We start from the raw sequence: 24143 nt of genomic DNA, 5'->3' as shown, positions 1-24143 counted from the left end.
GTATCCCGCGTTTAAGCTTGTTTCGCTTCTGTTGTTGCGTCGTTGGGTGCGTTCCGGATGAAGAACGCCATAAAGACCAGGCCGAACCCGTTGAACAGCATCTCAATGCCCAGGAAGATACCCAAAATGCTCAGCAGCACCTGAGGATCGCTTCCCACATATGTCCAGATGATGCCCGCGAGGACGATCGACAAGACGCCCGAGATCATCGTGGGCCAGAAAAACTGTGTTCCCTTCATCTGGAACGACAGAATGACCCGCGCGATGCCGCCTGCCATGAACAGGATCAGCATCACGGTTGCCAGTGTCAGGGTTCCCTGCAGCGGGTGATCCAGAAAGGACCAGCCCAGAAACAGCATCACCGCACCCATGATGAGTGACAGAATTTTGTTGCCGGTACCTTCAACCGTAAAGCCGCCAACAACTTGCAGCGCGCCCGAGACCAGCAGCAACACACCGGTTACCACCGTCACGGCGACAGACGCCACAACTGGCGCGCCCAGTACAAAGATACCGAACGCTATGGACAGAAGCCCCAGCAGGAGCCATTTGACCCAGTCACTCATGTTTTTAATCCCTCAAATATCTAGATGTGATGGGACCTTACATCAATTCACGGACGTCTGTCAGCCGTCCTGTGATTGCCGCTGCGGCAGCCATTGCAGGGCTCAGCAAATGGGTGCGTCCGCCCCGGCCCTGACGGCCTTCGAAGTTGCGGTTTGAGGTCGCTGCACAGCGTTCGCCCGGCTGCAGTTGGTCGGGGTTCATCGCCAGACACATCGAACATCCGGCCAGACGCCATTCGAAACCGGCATCCTTGAAAATCTCGGCCAGACCTTCTTCTTCGGCCTGCGCCCGAACCAGACCCGAACCTGGCACGACCATGGCACGCATGCCGTCCTTGACCTTTTTGCCCTTCAGGATCTCGGCAGCAGCGCGCAGGTCTTCGATGCGACCATTGGTGCAGGACCCGATGAAAACAGTGTCAATCTCGACGTCGCTCAGCTTTTGACCGGCTTCCAGACCCATGTACTCGATCGAGCGGCGGGCTGCGTCAACCTTGCCACCTTCAAAATCTTCGGGGTTCGGTACAGTTGCGGTGATCGGCAGTACGTCCTCGGGGCTGGTGCCCCAGGTCACGACAGGTGCGATGTCTTCGCCGCGCAGGGTGATGACCTTGTCGAAATGCGCGCCATCGTCGGTAAACAGCGTTTTCCACCATGTCAGTGCTGCTTCCCACTGGGCACCTTTCGGGGCGTGCGGGCGACCTTTGACATATTCATAGGTGGTCTCGTCCGGCGCGATCAGGCCCGCACGTGCACCGCCTTCGATCGCCATGTTGCAGACGGTCATGCGACCTTCCATCGACAGATCGCGGATCGCTTCACCGCAATATTCGATGACATAGCCGGTTCCGCCGGCAGTGCCGGTCTCACCGATCACAGCCAGAGTGATGTCCTTGGCGGTCACACCGGGCTGCAATTTGCCGGTGATTTCCACCTTCATGTTCTTGGACTTCTTCTGGATCAGGGTTTGCGTGGCCAGAACATGTTCAACCTCGGATGTGCCGATGCCGTGGGCCAAAGCACCAAACGCGCCGTGAGTGGCCGTGTGGCTGTCGCCACATACAACTGTCATGCCAGGCAGGGTCCAGCCCTGTTCGGGGCCGACGATGTGCACGATGCCCTGACGAACGTCATTCACCGGGTAATAGTGAATGCCGAAATCCTTGGCGTTCTTGTCCAGTGCTTCGACCTGAATACGCGATTCGGGGTTTTCGATGCCGTTTACGCGATCCGCAGTGGTCGGCACGTTGTGATCCGGCACAGCGATGGTCTTTTCCGGCGCGCGCACCGGACGACCCGCCATACGAAGCCCTTCAAAGGCTTGCGGGCTGGTGACTTCGTGCACCAGATGGCGGTCGATATAAAGCAGGCAGGTTCCATCATCGGCTTCGTGCGCGACATGGGCATCCCAGATCTTGTCATAGAGTGTTTTGGGGGACATTGGTCCTCTCCCGTATGTAATGAGAAATAGCTGGCGAGTGGCTGGGTGCCGCTTATAGGCGGGCCAGAACCGTGCGGGCGGCCCCAAAGAACCGTTCACGCAGGCGCGTGCGGTCTTGCAGTGTCGGAGCAGGGGCCAAATAGACTCTCATGCGCTTCAGATATATCGCGTGTGCCCGTCAATCAAGGTTCAATCCGGCCTCGGGCTTGCATCACCCCGAGTTGCTGTCCAAGCTGCGGGTCAGGAGACCTGTATGAACCAAGACCTGATCCCCAGCTCGCTGTCGGAACTCTATGAAAACATGGTCGCGGGGTTTTCCGTGCAGTTCGGCAAACTTGTTGATCTGATCGTCACGCCGGGTTGGCGTCGGCACCAGTTGATCATCATCCTCGCCCTGTGGGCTTTGGCATATGTGCTGAAACTGGTTACGCAAAACCGGTGGGAAACCTGGGCACGTGCCCGCACCGGCTGGCCCAAATGGCGGCTGCGCACTCTGGTTCAGCTGATGCAGCGCCTAACACTGGTCTATTTCGTTTTGTTGTCCTGGACGCTGTACCTGTTCATGCAGAATGTGACCTGGCCGTCGCACAGTTACATTATCGGCGTGATCGCGACATTGGCCGCCGCTTGGCTGGCGATCGCGCTGGTGGCGCGACTTGTCCGCAACCGTACGCTGCGGCGGATCTTTAAATGGGCAATGTGGGTCTATGCAACGCTGGTTGCGCTGAATTTGACCGATGATGTGGCCGAGTTTCTGGACGGCGTAGCGATCTCAATCGGTGATTTGCACATCTCGGCACTGGGAATTCTCAAGGCCGCATTGCTGATCGGCGTGCTGCTGACATTGGCCCGCATCGGGACCCGCACGGCCGAGCGGGGATTGCAGAGGAACGACGACATCACGCCTTCGATGCAGGTTCTGTTGGCCAAAGGCATTCAGGTTCTGCTGTACGGCGCTGTCTTTATGGCGGCCATCCGCACGCTTGGGTTTGATCTGACTGGCATCGCGCTGTTGTCAGGCGCGATCGGCGTGGGCATCGGGTTTGGCCTGCAAAAGGTGGTGTCGAACCTGATTTCTGGGATCATCATCCTGATGGACCGCTCGATCAAACCGGGCGACGTGATCTCGTTAGGTGACACCTTTGGATGGATCAATGCGCTGGGCGCGCGCTATGTATCAGTGGTCACCCGAGATGGGCGTGAATACCTGATCCCGAACGAGGATCTGATCACCAATCAGGTCGTGAACTGGTCGCATTCGGACAAATATGTGCGGTTGGATCTGGATTTCGGCACCAGCTATGACGACGATCCGCACCTGGTGCGCGCAACCGCGATCCGGGCCGTCAAATCGGTGAAACGTGTTCTCAGCGGCGGTTCGCATGAGCCGGTCTGCCATATCACCGGGTTCGGCGACAGCAGCGTGGACTATGTACTGCGGTTCTGGATCAGCGATCCGACCAAGGGGCTTACCAATATCAGGGGCAATGTTTACCTCGCCCTTTGGGACGCTTTCAAGGCCGAGGAGATATCGATTCCTTTCCCCCAGCGCGAGGTTCGGCTGCTGCCCGACGGCGCAGACTCGCAACAGATCGCCAAAGAGTGAGCACCCGTGCGGCCGCAAAAGCGCCCGTTCATTGAAATGTTGCATTCCCCTTGTTACCTTATTAGTACCCCTGCGCCGGGGTTTGGCGGCGCGCAACAAAGGAGGACTATGTCCTGTCTCTACATACACAGGCGGGTTTGCCCGCCGACGATGGGGCCAATGTAATGGCCCACTCTCAGTCAATCAGCGACAAGCTGCTTGAGCGTATCCTTTCCTCACTTTCCGATGACAAGGCCGAAGACGTCGTGCAGATCAACCTGCAAGGTAAGTCTTCTGTTGCGGATCACATGGTGATTGCCTCGGGTCGGTCGACCCGTCAGGTCTCGGCCATGGCGGAAAAGCTGACGGATCGCATCAAGCAGGAATTCGGTTTCACCTCGAAGGTCGAAGGCAAGGATGTCGGCGACTGGGTGCTGATCGATACTGGCGACGTGATCGTCCATATCTTCCGCCCCGAAGTGCGTGAATTCTATCAGCTGGAAAAGATGTGGCTGCCTCAGGGCGGCAGCGCCTCGGCCAACTGAGGCGCCATCCCGGCCTGCATTAACAGGCCGGAGGCGAGAGAAATATGCGTATAAGCATTTGTGCGGTCGGGCGATTGCGTGCCGGACCGGAGAAGTCCCTGCTTGACGATTATCTGACCCGATTTGACCGGACCGGCCGCGCGCTGGGCCTTGGTCCTGCGCGCGTGGTCGAGGTCGAAGACAAGAAAAACGCAGGCATGGGGGCTGAGGCCGCGTTGCTGCGCAAGGCCCTGCCCAATGGCGCGGTGATCTGCACGTTGGATGAACGCGGGCGGGTGATGTCCTCGCCTGATTTTGCCAAGAAACTGGGTGGCTGGCGCGATGCCGGGCGGCAGGATCTGGCATTGATCATTGGCGGTGCGGACGGAATAGACTCTGATCTGCGGGCCGAGGCCGATTTTTCCATCTCATTCGGGTCGATGGTCTGGCCGCATATGCTGGTCCGTGTGATGCTGGCCGAGCAACTTTACCGGGCCGCGACCATCCTGTCGGGCGGTCCCTATCACCGGGTCTGACATGGCGCAGCTTTTGATCGTCTACCATTCGCGCACCGGCGGAGCCCGTCAAATGGCCCAAGCCGCCGCGGCTGGAGCGCGGGACGAAGCGGAAACGGTTCTGAAAACTGCAGATCAGGCGACCCCTGAGGATTTGCTGGCCGCGGATGGGTTTATCTTCTGCGCGCCCGAGAATCTGGCCGCGATTTCAGGTTTGATGAAAGAGTTCTTTGATCGCTGCTACTATCCTGTGCTGGGCAAGATCGAAGGACGGCCCTATGCCCAGATGATCTGTGCCGGGTCTGATGGCGAGAATGCGGCCCGCCAAACTGCGCGGATCGCCACTGGTTGGCGCTTGAAAGAGGTTCAGTCGCCGCTAATCATCTGTACCCATGCGCAAACGCCCGAGGCTATTCTGGCCGAAAAGACCATCCCGCAAAACCAACTGGATGAGTGCCGTGATATTGGGGCTGCGTTGGGTGCGGGTCTGGCGCTGGGTGTGTTCTGAAGATCAGTTCAGTGTGACCAACGTCGTCTCGTCACCCCAGCCATCGACACTGCACCGCGCCTGAATCTGAACCTGAGACACGCCATCTGGAATCGCCACCCCGGATAGTGAGCGTGTAAAGGGCTGCTCGTTCTCATGTGGATGATGCAATACGCGCATGCCCAGTTCATTGCCGTCCATGTCCAGAACGCGCCAGCCATCAGCATAGTGATCCCACCCGGTATCGGGATGGCGGATCGTCACGTCGAATCGCCACGTGTCACCGCTTTGGCTGGCCGCCACTTTTTCAATCACAGAAGGGTCGGCAAGCGCCGGGCTGGCGAGAAGAAGGCTGAGAATCATATACCGCATGTGGCGATCCTAGGCTGTGTCCGTCGGCTTCGCGATCACGAATCCGTGTCGCCCGGTTGGGACAGCAGGACCAGCCGGGAATGCGACGCAAACTCGCGCCGGTATAGGACACCAAACGTGATCGCCGTGCCCAGTAACAGCGCCACAGGCCCAAGTATCCAGGCAACGGATGCCAGGGCAAAATAAGTCACGCGCAAGCCGCGGTTAAAGCTGCGCGCCGCGGTGACGCAAATCTCGGCCGCTTGTGCTGCGCGCGGATAGGCTTGTGGGTCTGACGGTTCGTTGGGCACCGAGGCCATCAGAACCGCGCAATAGCCAAACAACCGGTGCGCCCAGACATATTTCAGGAATGCATTGGCCAGAAAAAGGATGATGATCAGAATCTTGATCTCCCACACCATGGCCGGTGCGCTGCCGATGGCCAGATCATTGGCGACGCCGGCAAGGCGTTCGGTATTGCCCAGCAAAGCCAAACCGCCCCCGACAGCGATCATCGTAGTCGAGGCGAAGAATGTGCTGCCCTGCCGCATCGCCGCGACCACCTGCGCATCGAACATTCGGGGCTGCCGAGTGACCATTTCCCGCATCCACTCTCGACGATAGTCATCCATCATCATCGTGACAGAGCTCTTGGTAGGGGAGGGATTTTCGATCCGCCACCCGATCCAGAGCCAAGCAATCAGCAGCACGGCAATTGCCGCATAGTCCAGCGGTGAAAAAAGTTGTGCCCGATCAATCCACGTCATGCGGCGACCTTAGGGCCAGACATGAGAACTTGCCAGATGGAGAAATTGGTAATATTATTTTACCAAATGGAGGATCAGCCATGGAAATGCCAACGCCAAATCCTGACGTTCTGCGCCGCAAGGCCGTGGTTCTTCAACGTTTGTTGCAGGTCTTGCCCGAAGAGGCGGTTATTCATGAACCGTCCGAGACACGTGCTTATGAATGCGACGCACTGACGGCGTATAGGTGCCCTCCGATGCTGGCGGTGCTGCCGTCGACCACGCAAGAGGTCTCGGACGTTCTACGCATTTGCAACGAGGAAGGCGTCCCAGTCGTTCCGCGCGGGTCGGGTACTTCCTTGGCAGGTGGCGCGTTGCCAACAGCGGATTGCGTCATCCTTGGAGTCGCCCGGATGAACGAGGTGCTGGAGGTCGACTATGACAACCGCTTCATTCGCGTTCAATCAGGCCGCACGAACCTGAGCGTGACAGGAGCGGTCGAGGAAGACGACTTCTTCTATGCGCCAGATCCGTCCTCACAGCTCGCCTGTGCCATTGCTGGGAACATCGCCATGAACTCAGGCGGGGCGCATTGTCTGAAATACGGCGTGACCACCAACAACCTGTTGGGCGTAAAGATGGTGCTGATGGATGGCAACGTGGTCGAGATTGGCGGCGCGCATCTGGACTCTGGCGGCTTGGACCTGTTGGGCGTCATCTGCGGGTCAGAAGGGCAGTTGGGCGTGGTGACCGAATCCACGCTGCGGATTTTGCGAAAACCCGAAGGTGCCCGACCCGTGCTGATGGGATTTGATGACAACGAGGTTGCCGGGCAATGCGTCTCGGACATTATCAAGTCGGGTATCTTGCCGGTGGCGATCGAATTCATGGATACCCTGTGCATCAAAGCCTGCGAAAACTTCGCCCATGCAGGCTACCCTGATTGCACCGCTTTGCTGATTGTCGAGGTCGAGGGGTCTGAGGCCGAGATGGACTATCAGTTGTCAAAAATCATCGAAATTGCCAAGCGTCACAATCCGGTCGAACTGCGCGAAAGCCAATCCGCCGAGGAAAGCGCGAAAATCTGGCTGGGGCGCAAGTCAGCCTTTGGTGCGATGGGGCAGTTGAACGACTACATGTGTCTGGATGGCACGATCCCGGTGTCGTCCTTGCCGGAAGTGCTGCGCCGGATTGGTGAAATGAGCGAAGAATACGGCTTGCCGGTCGGCAATGTGTTTCATGCAGGCGATGGCAACATGCACCCATTGATCCTGTTCGATGCCAACAAACCCGGTGATCTTGAGAAATGCGAGGCGTTCGGAGCTGATATCCTGAAGCTTTGCGTAGACGTGGGTGGTTGCCTGACAGGTGAGCACGGGGTTGGGATCGAAAAGCGCGATCTGATGTCCCACCAATACGCGCCTGCGGACCTTGAGGCTCAGATGGTCATCAAGGATGTGTTCGACCCGAATTGGCTGCTGAACCCGGCCAAAGTGTTCCCATTGCAGGCGTCGAAGTCCCGACGCAACGCGCGGATCGCCGCAGAATAATCGGCTCTAACAAAGAAGAATTGTTATGAAACCAAAGACAGAAGCCGAACTGGCCGAGATGGTGGCCGGGTTAGATGAACCAGTGCGAATTACTGGGGGCGGTACGCGTGGCGTAGCGGGGCCGGACACGGCGATTCAAACCAACGGGTTGACCGGGATCACGCTGTATGAACCCGGCGCGCTGACGTTGGTGGCGAAGGCCGGCACGCCGGTTGGAGAGATTGAGGCCGCGTTAGACGCTGAAGGTCAGCAATTGGCCTTTGAGCCGATGGATCACCGGGGATTGCTGGGAACCAGTGGCACACCGACAATAGGAGGCGTTGTGGCGGCCAACGTATCTGGGCCTCGGCGGGTACAGGCAGGGGCATGCCGCGATTTTCTGTTGGGCGTCCGCTATGTCGATGGCATGGGGCAGGTCGTCAAGAATGGCGGCCGGGTCATGAAGAACGTCACCGGCTATGATCTGGTCAAACTAATGGCGGGATCCTGGGGCACTCTGGGTGTGTTGACCGAAGTGTCGTTGAAGGTACTGCCCAAGCCCGAAGCCGCCGCAACGCTGTCTGTTCAGGTGCACGATGTGACCACCGCAATTGCAGCGCTGTCCGCCGCAATGAAGTCCCCTTTTGAAGTCAGCGGAGCGGCGTACGACCCGGATATGGGAAGCGCCTTACTGCGTCTCGAAGGATTTGCGGGTTCGGTGACATACCGGTCGGATCAACTGAAATCCCTACTGTCTGGTTTCGGCGAGGTTGCCGAATTTGAGCATCCCGGCACATTGTGGGCCGACCTGCGTGATGCAGCCGGTTTCCACGAACAAAGCGGTGACGTCTGGCGCATTTCGGTCAAACCCTCGGATGCGCCGGACATTGTTGCGCGCATCCGGGCAGATCGGACGTTGTTTGATTGGGGCGGTGGGTTGATCTGGGCCTTGGTGCCGGTTGGTACTGATCTGCGGGCGCAATTAGGCGCGTTTGACGGTCACGCAAACATCGTGCGAGCCGGGTTCGAAACAATGGCCGAACTGGGGCGTTTTCAACCGGAGGCGCCCGGTATTGCGGCTCTAACCAGGGGTATTCGTCAAAGATTTGACCCCCGCGGTTTGTTTAATCCGGGGTTGATGGGGTAAGGCGATGCAGACGACATTCACCGAAAAGCAGTTGCAAGATCCCGCGATCCAAAGATCAAATGAAATCCTGCGAAACTGCGTCCATTGTGGGTTTTGTACAGCCACATGCCCAACCTATCAGGTGCTGGGGGACGAGTTGGATAGTCCACGGGGGCGCATTTACCTGATTAAGGATATGCTGGAAAACGAGCGTGTGCCGGATGAGAAAACGGTCAAGCATATCGACCGTTGCCTGTCGTGTCTGGCTTGTATGACCACGTGTCCATCGGGCGTGCACTACATGCATCTGGTCGATCACGCGCGCGAATACATCGAAGAGAACTATAAACGCCCCTTCTCGGATCGTGCATTGCGTTGGGTGCTGGCACAGATTCTGCCTTATCCGATGCGGTTGCGCTGGGCTTTGATCGGGGCGAGGCTGGGGCGGCCATTCCGCTTTCTGATGCCCGACGCCCGGTTGCGTGCCATGTTGGATATGGCCCCCAAACACATCCCGCCCGTCAGCCGCAATGACGACCCGCAGAGATTTGCGGCTAAAGGACCGCAGCGCAAGCGTGTTGCACTGATGACGGGTTGTGCGCAAAAAGCTTTAAATACTGACATTAACGACGCAACTATTCGGCTTTTGACCAGGATGGGATGCGAGGTCGTCGTGGCCGAAGGGGCAGGGTGCTGCGGCGCGCTGACCCATCACATGGGCAAGACCCGTGAAAGCCATGAGGCCGCAAAGGCCAATATCAGGGCCTGGACCGCAGAAATGCACGGCGACGGGCTGGACGCCATCGTCATCAATACCTCGGGCTGCGGTACGACGGTCAAGGATTATGGCCATATGTTTCACAATGATCCCATGGCCGAAGACGCGGCGCAGGTGTCGTCGATTGCAATGGATATCAGCGAACTGCTGATCCAGCTGGAGCTGCCACAGGACGAAAACAAGGGCCTGACCGTTGCATATCATGCAGCCTGTTCTTTGCAGCACGGTCAAAAGATCAAAACGCACCCCAAAAGCCTACTGAAACAGGTCGGTTTTGCCGTGTTAGAGCCTACAGATAGTCACCTGTGCTGCGGCAGCGCGGGAACTTACAACCTGATGCAGCCCGAGATTTCGGGCAAGCTGAAGGACCGCAAAGTCAAAACGCTGGAAGCCAAAAAGCCGGACGTGATCGCGGCGGGCAATATCGGATGCATGATGCAGATCGGCTCTGGCACGGACATTCCCGTGCTGCACACGGTCGAGCTTTTGGATTGGGCAACCGGCGGGCCGGTGCCGCGTGCATTGCGTGAACCAGCCAAACCTAAGGTTCCGGTCCTTAGATAGGCCATGCTGATGCAACTGGGCACCACTCGCCCCGTTAAACGGGCGCGGGCGTCATCGCCCTATTTTTGCCGCACCGGAGACGTAGGAAAATACGTCAACAGCAAAGCCGGAGTGCCGTTTGCGAAACTGGATCACAGCATTGGTGCTGGCTTTGACGCCGTTGTCCGCCGCAGCCCAGGATACCGGGTTGAAAAGCCTGGAAACCACCGATGCGGGGCGCGCGTGGATGGCGGTAGGGCGCCTGGATATCAACGACGGCGCCGGGTTTTGCACCGGGACGCTGATTTCTCCGACACAGGTTTTGACGGCTGCCCATTGTCTGTTCGATAAGGTGACCGGTCAGCGGATTGACCTGGCAGAGGTCGAGTTTCTGGCCGCCTGGCGTCTTGGGCGTGCATCGGCCTATCGGGCCGCGCGTCGCGCTGTTGTTCACCCGGACTACGAATACAGCACAGAGGCAACGGCCTCGCGGCTATACAATGACATTGCGCTGATCGAACTGTGGCAACCGATCCGAAATACAAGCGTAATTCCGTTCGAGACCGGAGACCGCCCGTCCCGAGGTGCCGAGGTGGGGGTCGTGTCCTACGCGCAGGACCGGGCCGAGGCCCCCTCGCTGCAAGAAGTGTGTTCGGTCATGACGCGCACATCCAACGTTTTGGTGTTGTCCTGTGACGTCGAATTCGGGTCGTCCGGCGCGCCGGTCTTTTCCTTTGAAGGGGACCGGCCGCGCATCGTTTCGGTCGTTGCAGCCAAGGCTGAATTCAACGGGCAGCGCGTGGCGATCGGCACCGCGGTCGAGGATTCATTGGAACTGCTGCAGGCAGAGTTGTCGGCTGGTCGCGGATTTGGCGTGTCTCCCTCTCAGGGTGGGACACGCCGCAATATTGGAGCAAGGTTCATAAAACCATGAGTCGTTTATTTCTGAATTTTCTTTTGTTCCTTTCAATTTCCGCCACCGCAACTTACGCCCAGACCGCCAAGCGCAAGCTGACGGATCGCGATGACCTTTACGGATGGGAGGCGGTTGGACGTCTGGACGTAGGCGATCAGGGGTTTTGCACCGGCACCCTGATTGCGCAGGATCTGGTTTTGACTGCTGCGCACTGTGCGGTGGACAAGGCCAGCGGCAAACCCTACGAGCCGGGAAAGGTGACGTTTCGCGCCGGTTTGAGCCATGGTGAGGCGCTGGCAGATCGCAAAGTCATGCAGATTGCCGTGAACCCGGAATATGTCAGCAATGCCCCGTTGTCACCGGATACTGTCCGCGCTGACGTTGCGCTGATGCGTTTGGAACAGCCTATCCCCTATTCCATCGCCAATCCGTTTGCGTTGCATAAGGGGCGCGTTGCTGGAACCGAGGTCAGCCTGGCCTCATATGGGCGCGGCCGGTCCGAGGCGATCACGCGGGAAAGATCCTGCCGTATCCTGGGTCGCCAGCAAGGGTTGATTACCTTCAACTGCGACATCACTTTTGGCTCGTCCGGTTCGGCATTGCTGGCCAGAAATGGACCGCGCTGGCAGATCCTGTCAGTTGTTTCAGCGATCGGAACCTACGGGGGTCGTGTGGCCGGATACGGGATGGAACTGTCTGGAATCGTTGCCGAACTCAAGGCGGACTTGCGGCGCGATGCCCCGCGTCCACAGGCAACGATCCGCCGGTTGCAGGTCGGGTCCGACAAGTCGAATTCCGGCGCGAAATTCATCAGCTCGGGCGGGGGTTGAACTCGGTCAAACTGCTACCCATGTGAAATGTGTCGGGTCGCCACGAACGGGGCCCGTATCAACCAGATGCCCGTCCGAACGGAGGGCAGAACACAGATCGCTCTGATATGAGGATATGACACATGCGTAGTTTTGATTTTGCACCGCTGCACCGCGCCACCGTTGGTTTCGACCAGATCGCTGACATGATGGATCGCGTGCTGACCAATGATGTGGCTCAGCCGAGCTACCCACCTTACAACATCGAAAAGACCGATGCCGACACCTATCGAATATCGGTTGCAGTCGCCGGTTTTTCGGAAAATGACCTGTCGGTCGAGATGAAAGAAAACGCCCTGATCGTTGCTGGCAAGAAAGCCGCCGAGGACAAAGAGCGCAGCTACCTGCACCGCGGCATCGCCACCCGCGCGTTCGAACGCCGCTTTGCGCTGGCCGATCACGTGCGCGTCACCGGCGCCAACCACGAAGACGGCATGCTGAACATCGACCTGAAGCGCGAAGTGCCCGAAGCCCTGAAACCGCGCCGGATTGAGATTTCTTCGGCGAACGCCATCGAAAAGGACGTGGTCGACGCTAAAGCCGTGAATTAGGGCGACCGCTATACGCCGCGATAATCGTTCCTCTCTGGATTATCGCACCATACGCCCCGCGTTCCTCCAGACGCGGGGCGTTGTTTTTATAGTAAAGGGACGTCCGATAATCGGGTTTTGCTGCCATTTAGTTCCGTTAGTTTTCTGCTGTCGCGAGTTTCGGAAGCGCTGCATATATCATCCTGGTTTCTTTCTCAGCCTGATCTGAGGAATCTCGGTAAACTCCCCGAGAGCTCTCCACAATGTATCCTGCCAAGTCCACTAAATTGAAAACAGCGTCTGTTAACTCAAGGAGATCGTTAAGTGTCGCTTTCTCCGGTTCAGCCTCCGGTTCGATGTTATGTGCTAGCCTGTAGTCCCGCAAAGACCTTAGCTTCGAACTTGTGCCGTCTTTTTTTCAGTTCCCGATAAGCTTCGATGAACTCTTCCCTAGCGGTTAAATGGCGATCAACAGAATATGTAATCCCGATTTTGCTCATTCTCACAGCTTGATGCCGCTCGATTTCCTCTTCGGACGGTACTTTTTTACCTAGCCTGCGAATTGTGATCGCATCAGGCCCTGTATCAAACATTCGGGTATTGAACAGAGCTAGAGCGTTGGTAATCTCACTGTTTCCGAGTAGCAAAACGCGCCCTAACATTGAGCCATCTACCATTCGAGACCAATCATCGTTTTCGATAAGCGCCTTCAGATGCCCGTAGTGCCTAGAATGGTAGCTACACTGCCTATGGAGTTTTCTTTGAAGGTTAGCAAACTCATCCATCAACTTGGCCATTCTCCTTTCCTACAAACAATGAAAGTCTCGGTTACTCAAATCAAAAAAATCAAAAGCCACAATTCGTAAAGTGATACTATCGGCACAAAGCTGACGTAAGAAGTAGAATGACCCCGCACAATTTCGTGCGGGGTCATTAAGTGTTTTGCAATTGGATCAATTCCCAGCTGTCACCGACCCAATCGACCAGAACATCGTCTCGCCCGAGGCATCGTCGACGCCGTCATTGTCGGTCATCACAAACGCTTCGCCCGAGGGCAGGATGGCCAGACCTTCGATCTTGTCCAGAACGTAACCGCCGGTCGAAGTCAGATCGGGCAGAAGGTCGCGGACCTCTTGCTTGTTGACCACGGGCAGGGGACCGCCCAGCGGCGTCGGAGTCATTTCCGACAGCGGGATACGGTAGATCTTTTTGGTTGCCGCGCGGTGGTCGTGCTGATTGTCGCGTTCGATGACATAGACATGATCCCCAAAGGCCACGATTTCCGACAGACCGACCCAGCCCTTTTCCGGGTCCGCTTTGCGATAGTGCACCGCGCCCCATTCTTTGGTCTCAAGGTTGTAGGCCACCAGTTTCACGTGGTTTTCAGGGTCGTCCTTCCATTCGCGCTGAACGGCCATCCACAGGGTGTTGCCAACGCGGGTGATGCCCTCAAACCCAAAGCGCTTTTCGACCGCCATAAGTTCAGGTGGCAGGCCGATCTCGCCTTTGCGATCCTTGATCAGGCCATCAGCGGACACGTGGTAAATCGCATGCGGGATAACACGGTCGGTGCGGCCTTCGGAGGCGACGTAGAACCCGCCTTTACCGTCCAGCGTGATGCCTTCCAGATCCAGCTTCTGCGCCGGGTTGCCGTCCTGACGGTGGATGCAGATCACATCCACAATGCGGGCGGGTTTCTGGCTGGGGTCGATCTTAAAAATCGAAGGCTGGAAGCCGTAGAAGCTGTCGTTCACCGCATAGATCATGCCGTCCTCATCAGCCACCAGACCGGACAGCGCCCCCCAGCCGATCAGCTCATCCGTGCCTGCGGACGTCAGATGCGGATAGGTGGCCGGGGCGTCCTGATATTCGTAGATCATCACATGCGCGCGCGGGCCGCCGTCTTCAATCAGGTCCTTTTCATTGGCCGAGATCAGCAGGTTGCGTTCCGGAATCGCAACATAACCTTCGGGACCAACGCCCGAGGGCAGCAGCTGTTTCAGCACGGGGTTGGCCGGGTCGGTGGCGTCATAAACACCCACGACCGAGGCGCGCTCGGCCCCTACAAAGATCATTGGTGTGTCACCAAAGGTCGCTGCGGTAACACTTTCAGGCTCAACCCCTTTGGCGTCCGAGCGTTTGTCGGGATAGTGACCGATCTGGATGATGGCTTTCTCGAAGTCGGTGCCGTTCTCGTAAACAACGGTGCCGTCCTTGTGGAAGATCGTCCAGCCGCGCGAGCCGCCTTTGTAGTCACCTTCGTTGGCGGTTGCGAAATGGTTGTCGTCGATCCATTTCACCGCATCAGGCTCGCGTAGGCGGCCCTTTTGGCTTTCAGTGAAGATCAGTGCGCCGCGTTCGTCGGTGGCATCGATGCCTTCCAGATCAACCGCGCCGGCCGAGAAATGGCTGATCACGTTGCCGTCCTTGTCGACGACGGCGATGTGGTTGTTTTCCTGCAGGGTGATGACGGTTTCACCCAGGGTATTGATGTCGACAAACTCAGGCTCGGGATCAGTGGGGGCAACGTCGGCCAGACCTGTCAGCGAGGCCATCTTCATGCCTACGCAATCCAGTGCGCTGTCTTTCAATGGCACCAGCGCCAGAGTTCCGGCGGGTAGTTGCGGGAGGACCCCGTCGTTCAGGTCTTCGTCGCGCTCGTTCTCGATCGCCACGGCGACAAAGCTGCCATCCGGCGCAAGGGCGACGCTGTCGGGCTGACCACCCAGATCACAAGCGCCGGTTTCCGCCTTTCCCGAGATATCGACCGAGATCAGTTTGCCCGAAGGGGCAGTATAGCTTTCCGATGTGTTCACACCCACAAAAGCCGTCGCGCCAACGATCCCCACGGATGTCGGCTCACCACCCACGTCCATCGCACCTAGCGGCGCGGGGTTCGCGGGGTCGGTGATATCGACCATGCCAATCATGCCCAGCGGGCTGTCGGTATAGACCAGCGTCATGCCGTCCGCTGTCGCCGCGATGATCTCGGGCGAGGTTTCGCGGGTGGTATCCGCCCCCTCGGCCATGTTTTTGACGACGGGGAAAGACGCAATTCGGTTGAAATTCATTTCTGCCGCTGCCTGACCGGCGGTCAGGGCAAGGGCAGATGTCAGGCAGACACAGCGCAATGACATCGGGTGGTATCCTCTCTCACTTGGATGAGAGGGGGATGAACGCGGGTCATTGCAGGGATGTGACGGTTTGTTTGCAGTTTTGTGACAAACGTAATGGCCCCGGCACGCAGCACCGGGGCCTTTTCAGATCAGACCGACAAGCAGACGTATTTCATCTCAAGATAGTCTTCCAAACCGTGGTGGCTGCCTTCGCGGCCCAGGCCGGACTGCTTAACGCCGCCAAACGGGCCAAGCTCGGTCGAGATGATGCCTGTGTTGACGCCGACGATGCCGTATTCCAGCGCCTCGGCCACTTTGTAGACGCGGCTGAGGTCCTTGGCGTAGAAGTAAGACGCCAGACCAAAGATCGTGTCATTTGCCATGGCGATCACGTCGTCTTCGTCATCGAATTTGAACAGGGGCGCCAGTGGGCCAAAGGTCTCGTCCTGCGCCACCATCATGTCCTGCGTTACGCCGGTTACGATAGTCGGCTGAAAGAAGGTGCCGCCCAGATCGTGCGGCAGACCGCCGGTCAGAACCGCGCCGCCTTTGTCGGTGACGTCCTTGATGTGCTCTTCAACCTTGAGCACTGCTTCGGCGTTGATCAGCGGGCCGGTTGTTGTGCCCTCAGCCAGACCATCACCGATTTTCAGCGCCTCGACAGCGGCTTTCAGTTTGGCAGCAAATTCGTCATAGACACCGGCCTGAACATAGATGCGGTTGGCACAGACACAGGTCTGGCCGTTGTTGCGGAACTTGCACATCATTGCGCCTTCGACTGCCGCATCCAGATCTGCATCGTCGAACACGATGAATGGCGCGTTGCCTCCCAGTTCCATCGAGCATTTCATGACCTGATCAGCGGCTTGTTTCAGCAGGATACGACCCACTTCGGTCGAGCCGGTGAAGGTCAGTTTGCGCACGCCGGGGTTTTCGCAGAATTCCTTCCCAATCTCGCTGGCGCTGGAGGACGGCAATACGTTGAACACACCAGCCGGAATGCCAGCCTGTTCGGCCAGAACGCCCATGACCAATGCGGACAGCGGTGTTTCCTTGGCCGGACGTGCGACAAATGCACAGCCTGCCGCCAGCGCCGGAGCTGCCTTGCGGGTGATCATCGCATTGGGGAAGTTCCACGGCGTGATCGAGGCCGCAACTCCGATCGGCTGTTTCAACACCATGATCCGCTTGTCGCGCTGATGGCCCGGGATCGTCTCGCCATAAACGCGCTTTGCCTCTTCGCCAAAAAACTCGATGAACGACGCACCATACCCAATCTCACCAACGGCCTCGGCCAGCGGCTTGCCTTGCTCGGCGGTCAGGATTTTGCCCAGATCTTCGGCGTTTTCCATCATAAGGTCGTACCAGCGACGCAGAATCACGGCGCGTTCCTTGCCGGTCAGCTTGGCCCATTCCTTTTGCGCGGCCTCGGCCTGTGCGATCGCGCCGGCGACCTGCGCGCGGCTCAGGTCCGCGACTTCGGCTACGACGTCGCCGCGCGCCGGGTTGGTCACGGCAAAGGTGCCATTGTCCCCGTCGACCCACTGACCGCCGATATAGGCTTTGGTTACAAGCAGATCGGGGTTTTTCAGGATTGATTTCAGGTCGGTTGTCGCGTCCAGCATGGGTCAGCCTCCGGCAATAAAAATTTGTTAGCACTCAAACATGTGCCTCCCGGATTGTCTATGGCCACCCGTGGGGTCAGATCAATCCAGTTTTCGTATGGTAAACGTGACGTTTTTTGCCTACCGGGGCGCATTCATGCGATCTGAGGCCAAAGTGTCAACCCGCCTATCTTTTTTTCGCGGAGTTTGCCAAAGTTCCACAGGATTGGATGCCCAAGGGGATGTAAATGATCGTAACATCTCCTATCTTGTTGGGTGCATAATTAAAAAAAGGAATAGGACAGATGTCGAACAAGCAGTTTGATGCGTTGATTGAGGAAACGCAGCAAAAAGTGCGCGAAAGCCAGTCTCAGATCGAAGGGCTGACATCCCGGATTGAAGCCGCGCGTTCTAAGATCGGCTCTGCCGGGGCCGACATCGACATCGAAAACGCCACGCTTGAGGATGTGCACGCCCATACCGAGGTGATGAACGCCAATATCGCTGAGCTGATCATGGGTCTGGACGACGTCACCAGCGCCTTTTCCAAGGATTTCGACGAGATGCGCTCGAAATCCGGGTGGGAGACGTTTGTCGGCATCTTCTCGAAAGGAAAATCCGAGTCGATGCGGCAGGAGCGCATGCGCACCGCCAATATCGACGATAAGCTGCAGGACCTGATCGCCAAATCCGACGTAATCGTTCAATTGCTGCAAGGGCAGCTATCCGTGCTGGAAGAACAGCGGGTGAAGGTCGAGGAAAACCTAACCGGTACGCTGGACGACCGCGAGGCTACTGTTGCTGAACTAGAGGCGCTGCGGGCTGAGATTCAAGATATGGATCCGACGATCATCACTCTGGAAAACAAGATCAGTGTCGAACAGGACGCGGCCGCGCGCACCCAGCTGGAAACCGAACTGGCCGAGCTGAACAAGCAATACAACGCCAAGGTTCAGGAAGAGCAGGTCAAGCTGGCCAAAAGCCAAACGCTGGAGCGCTATATCGAAAAGGGCAAGACCTGGGTCGATTCCCTACAGAACCAGGCGGCGACGCAGATGGTGCTGATCAACAAGCTGCAGACAGACACGCAACAGCGCGTGGTTCTGTATGACGCCCTGACCAAATCGCTGAAAACCGCGCAGCAGCAGGACGTGGCCCACCGCATCAACGAGATCGGCGTGCAGACGGACCAGGAGGCGCAGACCGCCATGGCCGCCATCGGCACCGCGACCAACCAGAAGATGGCCGACATGCTAGAGGCGCATGAAGACCACATGGTCTTCGCCCGCGACGTGTTGGAGAAAAAGGCCAAGGCGGACGAACGCTTTGCCCGCCGGTTTGCCTCGATTGTCGAGAAGCATGATAAGAATTTGTATGGTGGGTGATGCTGTTCGATTTCAAGAACTCAAATCAGCCCACTAGAATTAAAAGCCTCAAAGACCTTGAACCGAAGGCAACACCAAGATGGTTCAAAATCTGTTTTTGGGCAGTGTTTTCATGGTTCCCATTTTTAGTCGTGGTGTGGATAGGTAACGTCGTCAATGTGAAGCTGCTACAACTGGTTGGCGCATTGGGTTTTTTCGTTGCTTTCGCAACACCATTTGTCGTGCGTTTTGCACCGCTTTTCCTTCGCGTTCTTAGTTATTGGTGGCCTTGGCTTGGTCTGAAAACTGCTCAACTTGATACGTGGTTGCAGAACGATTTGGATTTGGGAAGATGAAATGACCGACCCCACCCAAGACCATGTCGGCCTGACCGACACCTTCGCCTCGCGCCGCTATTTCCGCAAATTCGAGGTGATCACCGTCCACCTCCTGCGCGTGGCCGCGACGATGGAGGCGGAGGGCGCGATCAGTAAACAAGAGGTGCGGATCGTGTCGCGCTACCTCTCGGGGTTGCTCTACACCTTTCGCGCGCTCTCCATGAAATACCTGCTGGTCGGGCGTGATACGGGGCGGTTTTTTGGCAGCCTCGCTATGGACAAGCGCGACAGCGGCTTTCCGGTGGCGGCCGAGCTGCTGACTATGGCCAATGACGCGCAGCAGGCGCAGGTGCATCTGGCGAATATGCCCTCGGAAGACGACCTGAAAACCGACATGGTGCGGACGATCATTGGCGATCAGGAAATCCCCACCAAGCTGCAATTCGCGCTGTCCCAAAGGCTCTATTACGAGGAATTGCTGAAAGGTCAGCTGTTCTGGGCTCGCAACGATCCCGAATGCCACTGGATCGGAAATGAGGACGAACGGCGCAAGTTCATGATCCACTGGGCAGTTTATGACAGCCAGATCAACCTGCCGGTCATCTACCTGATGCAGTTGGAGGACAGCGGCAAAACCGCCCTGCCTAAAGACCAGCGCCGCTGGCCCGAAGTGCAGGCGCATCTGATGGCGCAAAGCTTAGGTGGGCTGAAACTGGTGACAATTGCCAAAGGCTTCGATCAGGATTTCGACGACCTGCATCCCAAACACCTGCGCCGCATCCACGTAGGTCCGATGTATTCCTCGGCCTACACCGAGCAAACCGGCCCGTTGCGGCAGGTTCTTGAGGACGCACAGGCACCGCAAGGTCAGGACTGGGCACTGGCCTGGACCACAGAAGAGCTGGAAAGCGAAGAGGTGATCGAAGAGCGTGCCGGGTGGTTTTCCACAGTCGAGCGCGAGGTCTTCGCGCTCGACCCGTTCGGCGGGCAGGGGGCCGAAACCGGGGCCACCCGTACTCAGAGGTCGATCATTCTGCCCCAGCGCCCGTTTCAGGTGCTGGCTGAGCGTAACCCGCCGGGATTTGCCGATGTGCGCAAGTTCGTTGTCAGCAAGGCTGGGCAGGTGTTGAGGTATTAAAGAAAGCAAAGGCGATTTTGAAATGAGTTTGACGTCAGATCAGATGGAATTGCGCGAAGACGATATTCGCAAGCATTATCCGGCAGCGACCGCCTTGCTGAACGGTTTTGAACACGCGCCGCGGATAGCCAAAGCGGTTGAGGTGGCGACCGAGCGGTCTCCGGGTGTGTCGACCGGGCGGCGGTTTCGCTCCACGACGCCGGGGCTGGTGACACGCCGAACCGTGCGCGCAGCCGGAGTGCATCTGGTCGAACGGATCGAGGCCTCAGATGATGGCGATACACTGGTCTCGCCGCCTCAGGCGACCACGCAGCAGGCCATCCGCCGCGCCATTGCCATCGCCTTGGCTGTGGCTGAGACCTATGCGGAACAGACCTCGCTGGCTGATCTGAAACGCGCGAATCTTGCCGGAGACCTGCCCGCCGCGCGCAAGACCGAATTCTCGGAACTGCTGACGGCGGAGGCTCTGATCACCTCGCACACGTTTGGCAATGCGCTGGCATACTTGATGTCCTCGCATTTGGGTGAAACCACCGCCGATATCGGTGAGATCGAAGAGGTTTTGACCGACAATGGCCAACTTGCCCTGCATGGCGCGCTGTGGGAGCTGGACCAGACCCTCGCCAAACATGCCCCCGACGATGCCCACCTGATTGCCGCCACCAGCGCCTATGCCGAACAACTGATGGAAAAGGCCGCTCTGCGCGCCCAATCCGCAGGGCATCTGGCCCCGTTCCAGAACGCCGCATGGCATATAGAGGTTGATGATCTGACAATCCGGGGGTTCGAACCGGCCTCCAAGGCCAAATCCACCACCCTCACCATGACGTTCAAGAAACCGAATGAGGTGGTCGGCAACCATATCGCCAAATATCAAGCGATGAAGCTGGCCAAGATGGTCATGGCCTATGATTTCGACCGCCGCCTGAACCCGTTTGCGGAACTTGGCGGGTTCATTTTCACCTTCATGGGCGACGGCAAACCGGGCACCGGCAAGACCACCCTGATCCAGATGATGGCCGGGCTGATCAACGACTATTGCCAGAACGCGGGCTATCCGTTCCGCTATCAGAACCTGAGCACCGACAATATCGACAGCTATCAGGGCAAGTCTGGCCAGAACGCCAAGGCCTTCATCAACACGATCATCGACCCCTCGGTCATCGGCTTCGGCACCATCGACGACATCGACCAATTGGCAGGCAAACGCGGCGACCGGCAGTCCTCGGCCGGACAACTGGAAATCACCGCCGTGCTGATGGAGAGCTTTGCAGGTGCCAACACCGTCGTGCGCGGCAACTGCACCTTTGGCATGTTCTCGAACTACCCCGAGAATGTGGACGACGCATTGCGCCAGCGGGCGGGCGCTCGGTTCCTGGTCGACGGGCCGCAGACGCGCGAGGATTACATCGACATCCTGCACCTGCTGATGGGCCGCAACCACGACATCCCGCTGGGCGAACACGAGGCCTATGCCGCGCAGGAAATCAAAAAGGCTGTCGCTGCCAGTTTCGAAAGTCATTCCCGCCCGCACGAAGAGGCTCTTCTGCAGGTCTATGACCGGGTCTCCGGCGATATCGGCCAGATGGATACGATTGCCAAGATGGGCACCTATCTCAAGGCAATCCAGCAGGCGGATGAGCGCTTTACCGGCCGCGCGATCAAGAACATTACCGACGCCGTCAAGGTCCGCGCGATGGATTTCGAACTGCCCGACGAATGGATGGAAAACCCCGACCTGTTCCTGTTCCGCGACTACGACTCTAAGAGGGCCATGATCGAAGACCTGCGCCAGCCGATCACAGTGGAAATGGTGATGCAAGAGATCAACCGCTACGCCGACAGCGAGTTCCGCTATGCCGACAAGAGCGACGAGGTCGCCATTGAGAACGCGGTGCGTGAGATGGGCCGGATGGAAGAGGCCAAGCGGCGGTATGTAAGCAATAGATCAGAGTAGTAAGATTTTCAAAGACGGAGAGTTGATTAATGTACGCAATAGGTCCCGGATTCGAGGCGGCAAAAAATCGTGCAGACGAACTACGCGACTTAGGGTTTGTTCGGGAGAGCTTTGTTTATAGTGCGATTTCTCTTGAAACGGTGTGTTATCGCTTATTGCGTTCCGCAGCGATGCAAACCGATATGGATCGTACTCTTTTTGAGGACGTGGTCGGTTTTGGTGGTTTTCACGAGCTTAGAAAAAAGTGGAAATTCTTCTGCCCGAATGGCCAGAGCCTAAGTGACTGGTTCAAAGACAACAAGAAACATGAACTATGGAAAGAAATAGATAAAGCGATAAAGCTGAGAAACGACATTGCACATGGCAAAGGTGGATGCAGTGCGAGCGACGCCGAGCACTTTAGCAACTCGTGTTGGGATGCAAGCGAGTTTCTAAGAAACGAGGCGCTTTCTTTGGGTTGGGATGATCCTTTCAGCAGGGCGAAAAGATGGCCGTATAGGAAGAAGGAGGATAAATGATCCGCCTCATCAAAAAAGGCCTGATGTTTGGCAACCTCGTCCATATATCCAGCCCGGCTCTGGTCGAGCGGTATAACCGTGCGTTGCAGCATCTGACGGGCAAGACCACGGCGCTGACGGATTTCCATGTCGATATCTCGGGCTATTCGCCGGAGGTGGGGATTGAGCTGGAGGACGAACTCTACCTCAACCCCAACGGAGTCAACCGGCAGTTCATACTGCTGACGACCGAACAGAAACGCGCGCCTCTGCTGAACGTCAAATTCTCGACCTCGCGCGATATCCTGCGCGAATTCATCGAGATGAACGAGGCGCAGCTGTTTGCCCTGACCGCCACCGATGCGGTGGCTGGAGAACTGGTGAACTCGGTCATCAAACTCACCACCCCAAGCGACCTACTGAACCTGCGCAAGATCGAGGTCGAGGCCGACACCGCAGGGGGCACTCTGCGCAAAGCGCAACAACTGGCGGGCATGGTCGAACAGTTCAAAACCGAAGAGGACGCCTGGTTCGACGATGTGCTGATTGCCAAGATGATCGAGACCGCCAAGGAAACAGGCGACGTGACCCGCAACCCCGTCCGCCTGCGCCACACCACATTCGAGCAACGCAACTTCTGGACGGCGCACTTCGGCGGGCTTTACCTGTTCCCCGATCTGGATCATCCGGCGGCGATCTGTATGGGCGAAAAGACCGACGATTTGCCGATCAAATACGTTTTTGACCCATCTCAGCGGAACCAGATCGCCAAGTTCCTCGGGCTTAACGGCTTGGTCGAAACGATCATCGAGGCGCGCGGTGTCAATTCCGCCGCAATCTTGCAGCAAAAGATGGATTTTCTGACCGTAGACGCCGCAGCCGATGCAGGCGTTGACCTGACAGGGTTGGATCGTGGTGACATGCGACGGCTGGCGCGAAACCATTCGGATCGTCTGCCCGACGCCTATCACGGTCTGGCGCGACTGCTGCGCTGGGCGAAGGATGGCGGGCCGTGGCCGCGCATCACCTCGGATCACCCGGCCTATTTCTATACGCTGCGGGCGACCAACACACCGAACCGCGACTTGGTGAACATGCTGCTGGCGGAACTGGCCCCGTTGGACCCACGTCAGGTGTTCATTTGCCATAAGGAACTGTTCTACCGCACCTATGCGACTTGGCCCGAGGCCAAAAAAGCCTATGTTGCCGACTTCCTTGCGCGCGAGTATCAGGTGGATAAGGCTGGCGCCCGGGCCGCACTATTCGGCCACGAACCGGATATGAGCGGTAACGACCGGATCAGCGAAGACATCATCGCACGCGTCGGCCCCTGGGGCGCAGTAGGGAGAAGTTAAATGTTCGTCGCACTGCGCTTTTTGATCCCGTTGCTGGTCGTTCTGACGGTCATTTATGTGGGCGTATCAATCTATTCCCGCTGGGTACGGCGCAGTAAGCTGATCGCCCATTGGGAGAAAAAGGGTCTGACTGGCGACCGCGATGCCTTTGTCCAGCGCGGGCTAAAAAAATACGACGGATCGTTTCGACGCAAACTGATCCTTGGGATTTACGTGGTGCCGCTGGGCCTGATCGCAATCCTGATTTATGTTACGAATTTCATGTGAG

Annotated in this window: 25 protein-coding genes; 17 read left to right on the top strand and 8 right to left on the bottom strand. The window is 57.6% G+C overall.

Annotated elements, in window-relative coordinates; genetic code table 11:
• Window positions 1–11: 11 nt before the first annotated feature.
• The 3 genes from AC2FLA_RS16365 to AC2FLA_RS16355 are packed head-to-tail and all read right to left on the bottom strand — an operon-like array spanning window position 12 to window position 2158.
• The gene (locus AC2FLA_RS16365) at window positions 12–566 is read right to left on the bottom strand and encodes an HdeD family acid-resistance protein (RefSeq protein WP_282152873.1); all 555 of its coding nucleotides are present in this window, start codon (window positions 564–566) and stop codon (window positions 12–14) included.
• 37 nt (window positions 567–603) lie between these two features.
• A complete protein-coding gene (gene leuC, locus AC2FLA_RS16360) occupies window positions 604–2007 on the bottom strand; it encodes a 3-isopropylmalate dehydratase large subunit (RefSeq protein ID WP_496723563.1) in 1404 nt (467 codons plus the stop codon).
• 52 nt (window positions 2008–2059) lie between these two features.
• On the bottom strand, window positions 2060–2158 hold the full coding sequence (locus tag AC2FLA_RS16355) for an isopropylmalate isomerase (protein ID WP_108861670.1): 99 nt from the start codon (window positions 2156–2158) through the stop codon (window positions 2060–2062).
• A gap of 102 nt (window positions 2159–2260) precedes the next feature.
• Between AC2FLA_RS16355 and AC2FLA_RS16350 the strand changes: the two genes are divergently transcribed.
• From AC2FLA_RS16350 to AC2FLA_RS16335, 4 genes are all read left to right on the top strand, one after another.
• A complete protein-coding gene (locus tag AC2FLA_RS16350) occupies window positions 2261–3613 on the top strand; it encodes a mechanosensitive ion channel family protein (RefSeq protein ID WP_496723561.1) in 1353 nt (450 codons plus the stop codon).
• Window positions 3614–3777: 164 nt separating this feature from the next.
• A complete protein-coding gene (gene rsfS / locus AC2FLA_RS16345; protein WP_496719492.1) occupies window positions 3778–4137 on the top strand; it encodes a ribosome silencing factor in 360 nt (119 codons plus the stop codon).
• A 44-nt stretch (window positions 4138–4181) separates the two neighbouring features.
• The gene (rlmH, locus tag AC2FLA_RS16340) at window positions 4182–4652 is read left to right on the top strand and encodes a 23S rRNA (pseudouridine(1915)-N(3))-methyltransferase RlmH (RefSeq protein WP_496723559.1); all 471 of its coding nucleotides are present in this window, start codon (window positions 4182–4184) and stop codon (window positions 4650–4652) included.
• Between the two features lies 1 nt (window position 4653).
• Entirely contained in the window at window positions 4654–5139 is a 486-nt protein-coding gene (locus AC2FLA_RS16335) for a flavodoxin family protein (RefSeq protein WP_282170872.1), read from the top strand.
• Between the two features lie 3 nt (window positions 5140–5142).
• Here AC2FLA_RS16335 and AC2FLA_RS16330 read toward each other — a convergent pair whose 3' ends face one another.
• Window positions 5143–5490 (bottom strand): hypothetical protein, encoded by a 348-nt coding sequence (locus AC2FLA_RS16330; RefSeq protein WP_496723557.1) that lies wholly within the window; start codon window positions 5488–5490, stop codon window positions 5143–5145.
• Window positions 5491–5525: 35 nt separating this feature from the next.
• Window positions 5526–6236 (bottom strand): DUF599 domain-containing protein, encoded by a 711-nt coding sequence (locus tag AC2FLA_RS16325; protein WP_496723556.1) that lies wholly within the window; start codon window positions 6234–6236, stop codon window positions 5526–5528.
• An 80-nt stretch (window positions 6237–6316) separates the two neighbouring features.
• Here AC2FLA_RS16325 and AC2FLA_RS16320 point away from each other — a divergent pair, with 80 nt between their 5' ends.
• The 6 genes from AC2FLA_RS16320 (at window position 6317) to AC2FLA_RS16295 (ending at window position 12527) form a co-directional block, all read left to right on the top strand.
• Window positions 6317–7765 (top strand): FAD-linked oxidase C-terminal domain-containing protein, encoded by a 1449-nt coding sequence (locus AC2FLA_RS16320; protein WP_496723554.1) that lies wholly within the window; start codon window positions 6317–6319, stop codon window positions 7763–7765.
• 25 nt (window positions 7766–7790) lie between these two features.
• On the top strand, window positions 7791–8891 hold the full coding sequence (locus AC2FLA_RS16315; protein ID WP_496723552.1) for an FAD-binding protein: 1101 nt from the start codon (window positions 7791–7793) through the stop codon (window positions 8889–8891).
• A 4-nt stretch (window positions 8892–8895) separates the two neighbouring features.
• Window positions 8896–10212 carry a glycolate oxidase subunit GlcF gene (gene glcF, locus AC2FLA_RS16310; protein ID WP_496723551.1) on the top strand — a complete coding sequence of 439 codons (1317 nt, stop codon included), beginning with the start codon at window positions 8896–8898 and terminating at the stop codon, window positions 10210–10212.
• A gap of 118 nt (window positions 10213–10330) precedes the next feature.
• The gene (locus AC2FLA_RS16305; protein ID WP_496723549.1) at window positions 10331–11125 is read left to right on the top strand and encodes a trypsin-like serine peptidase; all 795 of its coding nucleotides are present in this window, start codon (window positions 10331–10333) and stop codon (window positions 11123–11125) included.
• Window positions 11122–11937 carry a trypsin-like serine peptidase gene (locus tag AC2FLA_RS16300; RefSeq protein WP_282152863.1) on the top strand — a complete coding sequence of 272 codons (816 nt, stop codon included), beginning with the start codon at window positions 11122–11124 and terminating at the stop codon, window positions 11935–11937. The genes AC2FLA_RS16305 and AC2FLA_RS16300 overlap by 4 nt, the downstream gene beginning before the upstream one ends.
• A 122-nt stretch (window positions 11938–12059) precedes the next feature.
• The gene (locus tag AC2FLA_RS16295) at window positions 12060–12527 is read left to right on the top strand and encodes an Hsp20 family protein (RefSeq protein ID WP_113789186.1); all 468 of its coding nucleotides are present in this window, start codon (window positions 12060–12062) and stop codon (window positions 12525–12527) included.
• Window positions 12528–12865: 338 nt separating this feature from the next.
• On the opposite strand, the gene AC2FLA_RS16290 is transcribed toward AC2FLA_RS16295, so the two are convergent.
• From AC2FLA_RS16290 to AC2FLA_RS16280, 3 genes are all read right to left on the bottom strand, one after another.
• Window positions 12866–13303, bottom strand: a complete 438-nt coding sequence (locus tag AC2FLA_RS16290; protein ID WP_496723546.1) for a hypothetical protein — start codon at window positions 13301–13303, stop codon at window positions 12866–12868.
• 156 nt (window positions 13304–13459) lie between these two features.
• Window positions 13460–15643 (bottom strand): esterase-like activity of phytase family protein, encoded by a 2184-nt coding sequence (locus tag AC2FLA_RS16285; protein WP_496723544.1) that lies wholly within the window; start codon window positions 15641–15643, stop codon window positions 13460–13462.
• 128 nt (window positions 15644–15771) lie between these two features.
• Complete coding sequence (locus AC2FLA_RS16280) at window positions 15772–17247, bottom strand: NAD-dependent succinate-semialdehyde dehydrogenase (protein ID WP_496723542.1); 1476 nt, start codon at window positions 17245–17247, stop codon at window positions 15772–15774.
• A 284-nt stretch (window positions 17248–17531) separates the two neighbouring features.
• On the opposite strand from AC2FLA_RS16280, the gene AC2FLA_RS16275 reads away from it, so the two are divergent.
• From AC2FLA_RS16275 to AC2FLA_RS16245, 7 genes are read left to right on the top strand one after another with little or no spacing between them, the layout of a single operon-like run.
• Window positions 17532–18611, top strand: coding sequence for a hypothetical protein (locus AC2FLA_RS16275; protein ID WP_496723540.1), 1080 nt, complete (start codon window positions 17532–17534; stop codon window positions 18609–18611).
• Window positions 18611–18946: a hypothetical protein gene (locus AC2FLA_RS16270; protein ID WP_496723538.1), complete on the top strand. Its 336-nt coding sequence runs from the start codon at window positions 18611–18613 to the stop codon at window positions 18944–18946. Before AC2FLA_RS16275 ends, AC2FLA_RS16270 begins: the two co-directional genes overlap by 1 nt.
• Before the next feature lies 1 nt (window position 18947).
• On the top strand, window positions 18948–20066 hold the full coding sequence (locus AC2FLA_RS16265; RefSeq protein ID WP_496723536.1) for a hypothetical protein: 1119 nt from the start codon (window positions 18948–18950) through the stop codon (window positions 20064–20066).
• A 22-nt stretch (window positions 20067–20088) separates the two neighbouring features.
• On the top strand, window positions 20089–22023 hold the full coding sequence (locus AC2FLA_RS16260; RefSeq protein WP_496723534.1) for an AAA family ATPase: 1935 nt from the start codon (window positions 20089–20091) through the stop codon (window positions 22021–22023).
• Between the two features lie 29 nt (window positions 22024–22052).
• Complete coding sequence (locus AC2FLA_RS16255; RefSeq protein ID WP_496723532.1) at window positions 22053–22541, top strand: hypothetical protein; 489 nt, start codon at window positions 22053–22055, stop codon at window positions 22539–22541.
• Window positions 22538–23875: a DUF6638 family protein gene (locus AC2FLA_RS16250; protein WP_496723530.1), complete on the top strand. Its 1338-nt coding sequence runs from the start codon at window positions 22538–22540 to the stop codon at window positions 23873–23875. Before AC2FLA_RS16255 ends, AC2FLA_RS16250 begins: the two co-directional genes overlap by 4 nt.
• Window positions 23876–24142: a hypothetical protein gene (locus AC2FLA_RS16245; RefSeq protein WP_058276531.1), complete on the top strand. Its 267-nt coding sequence runs from the start codon at window positions 23876–23878 to the stop codon at window positions 24140–24142. It begins immediately after the preceding gene.
• Window position 24143 lies beyond the last annotated feature (1 nt).

This window comes from Ruegeria sp. CDSA033 (assembly GCF_059612305.1).
The sequence above is the reverse complement of the archived record's forward strand: the minus strand, read 5'-3'. Positions and strand labels throughout refer to the sequence as shown.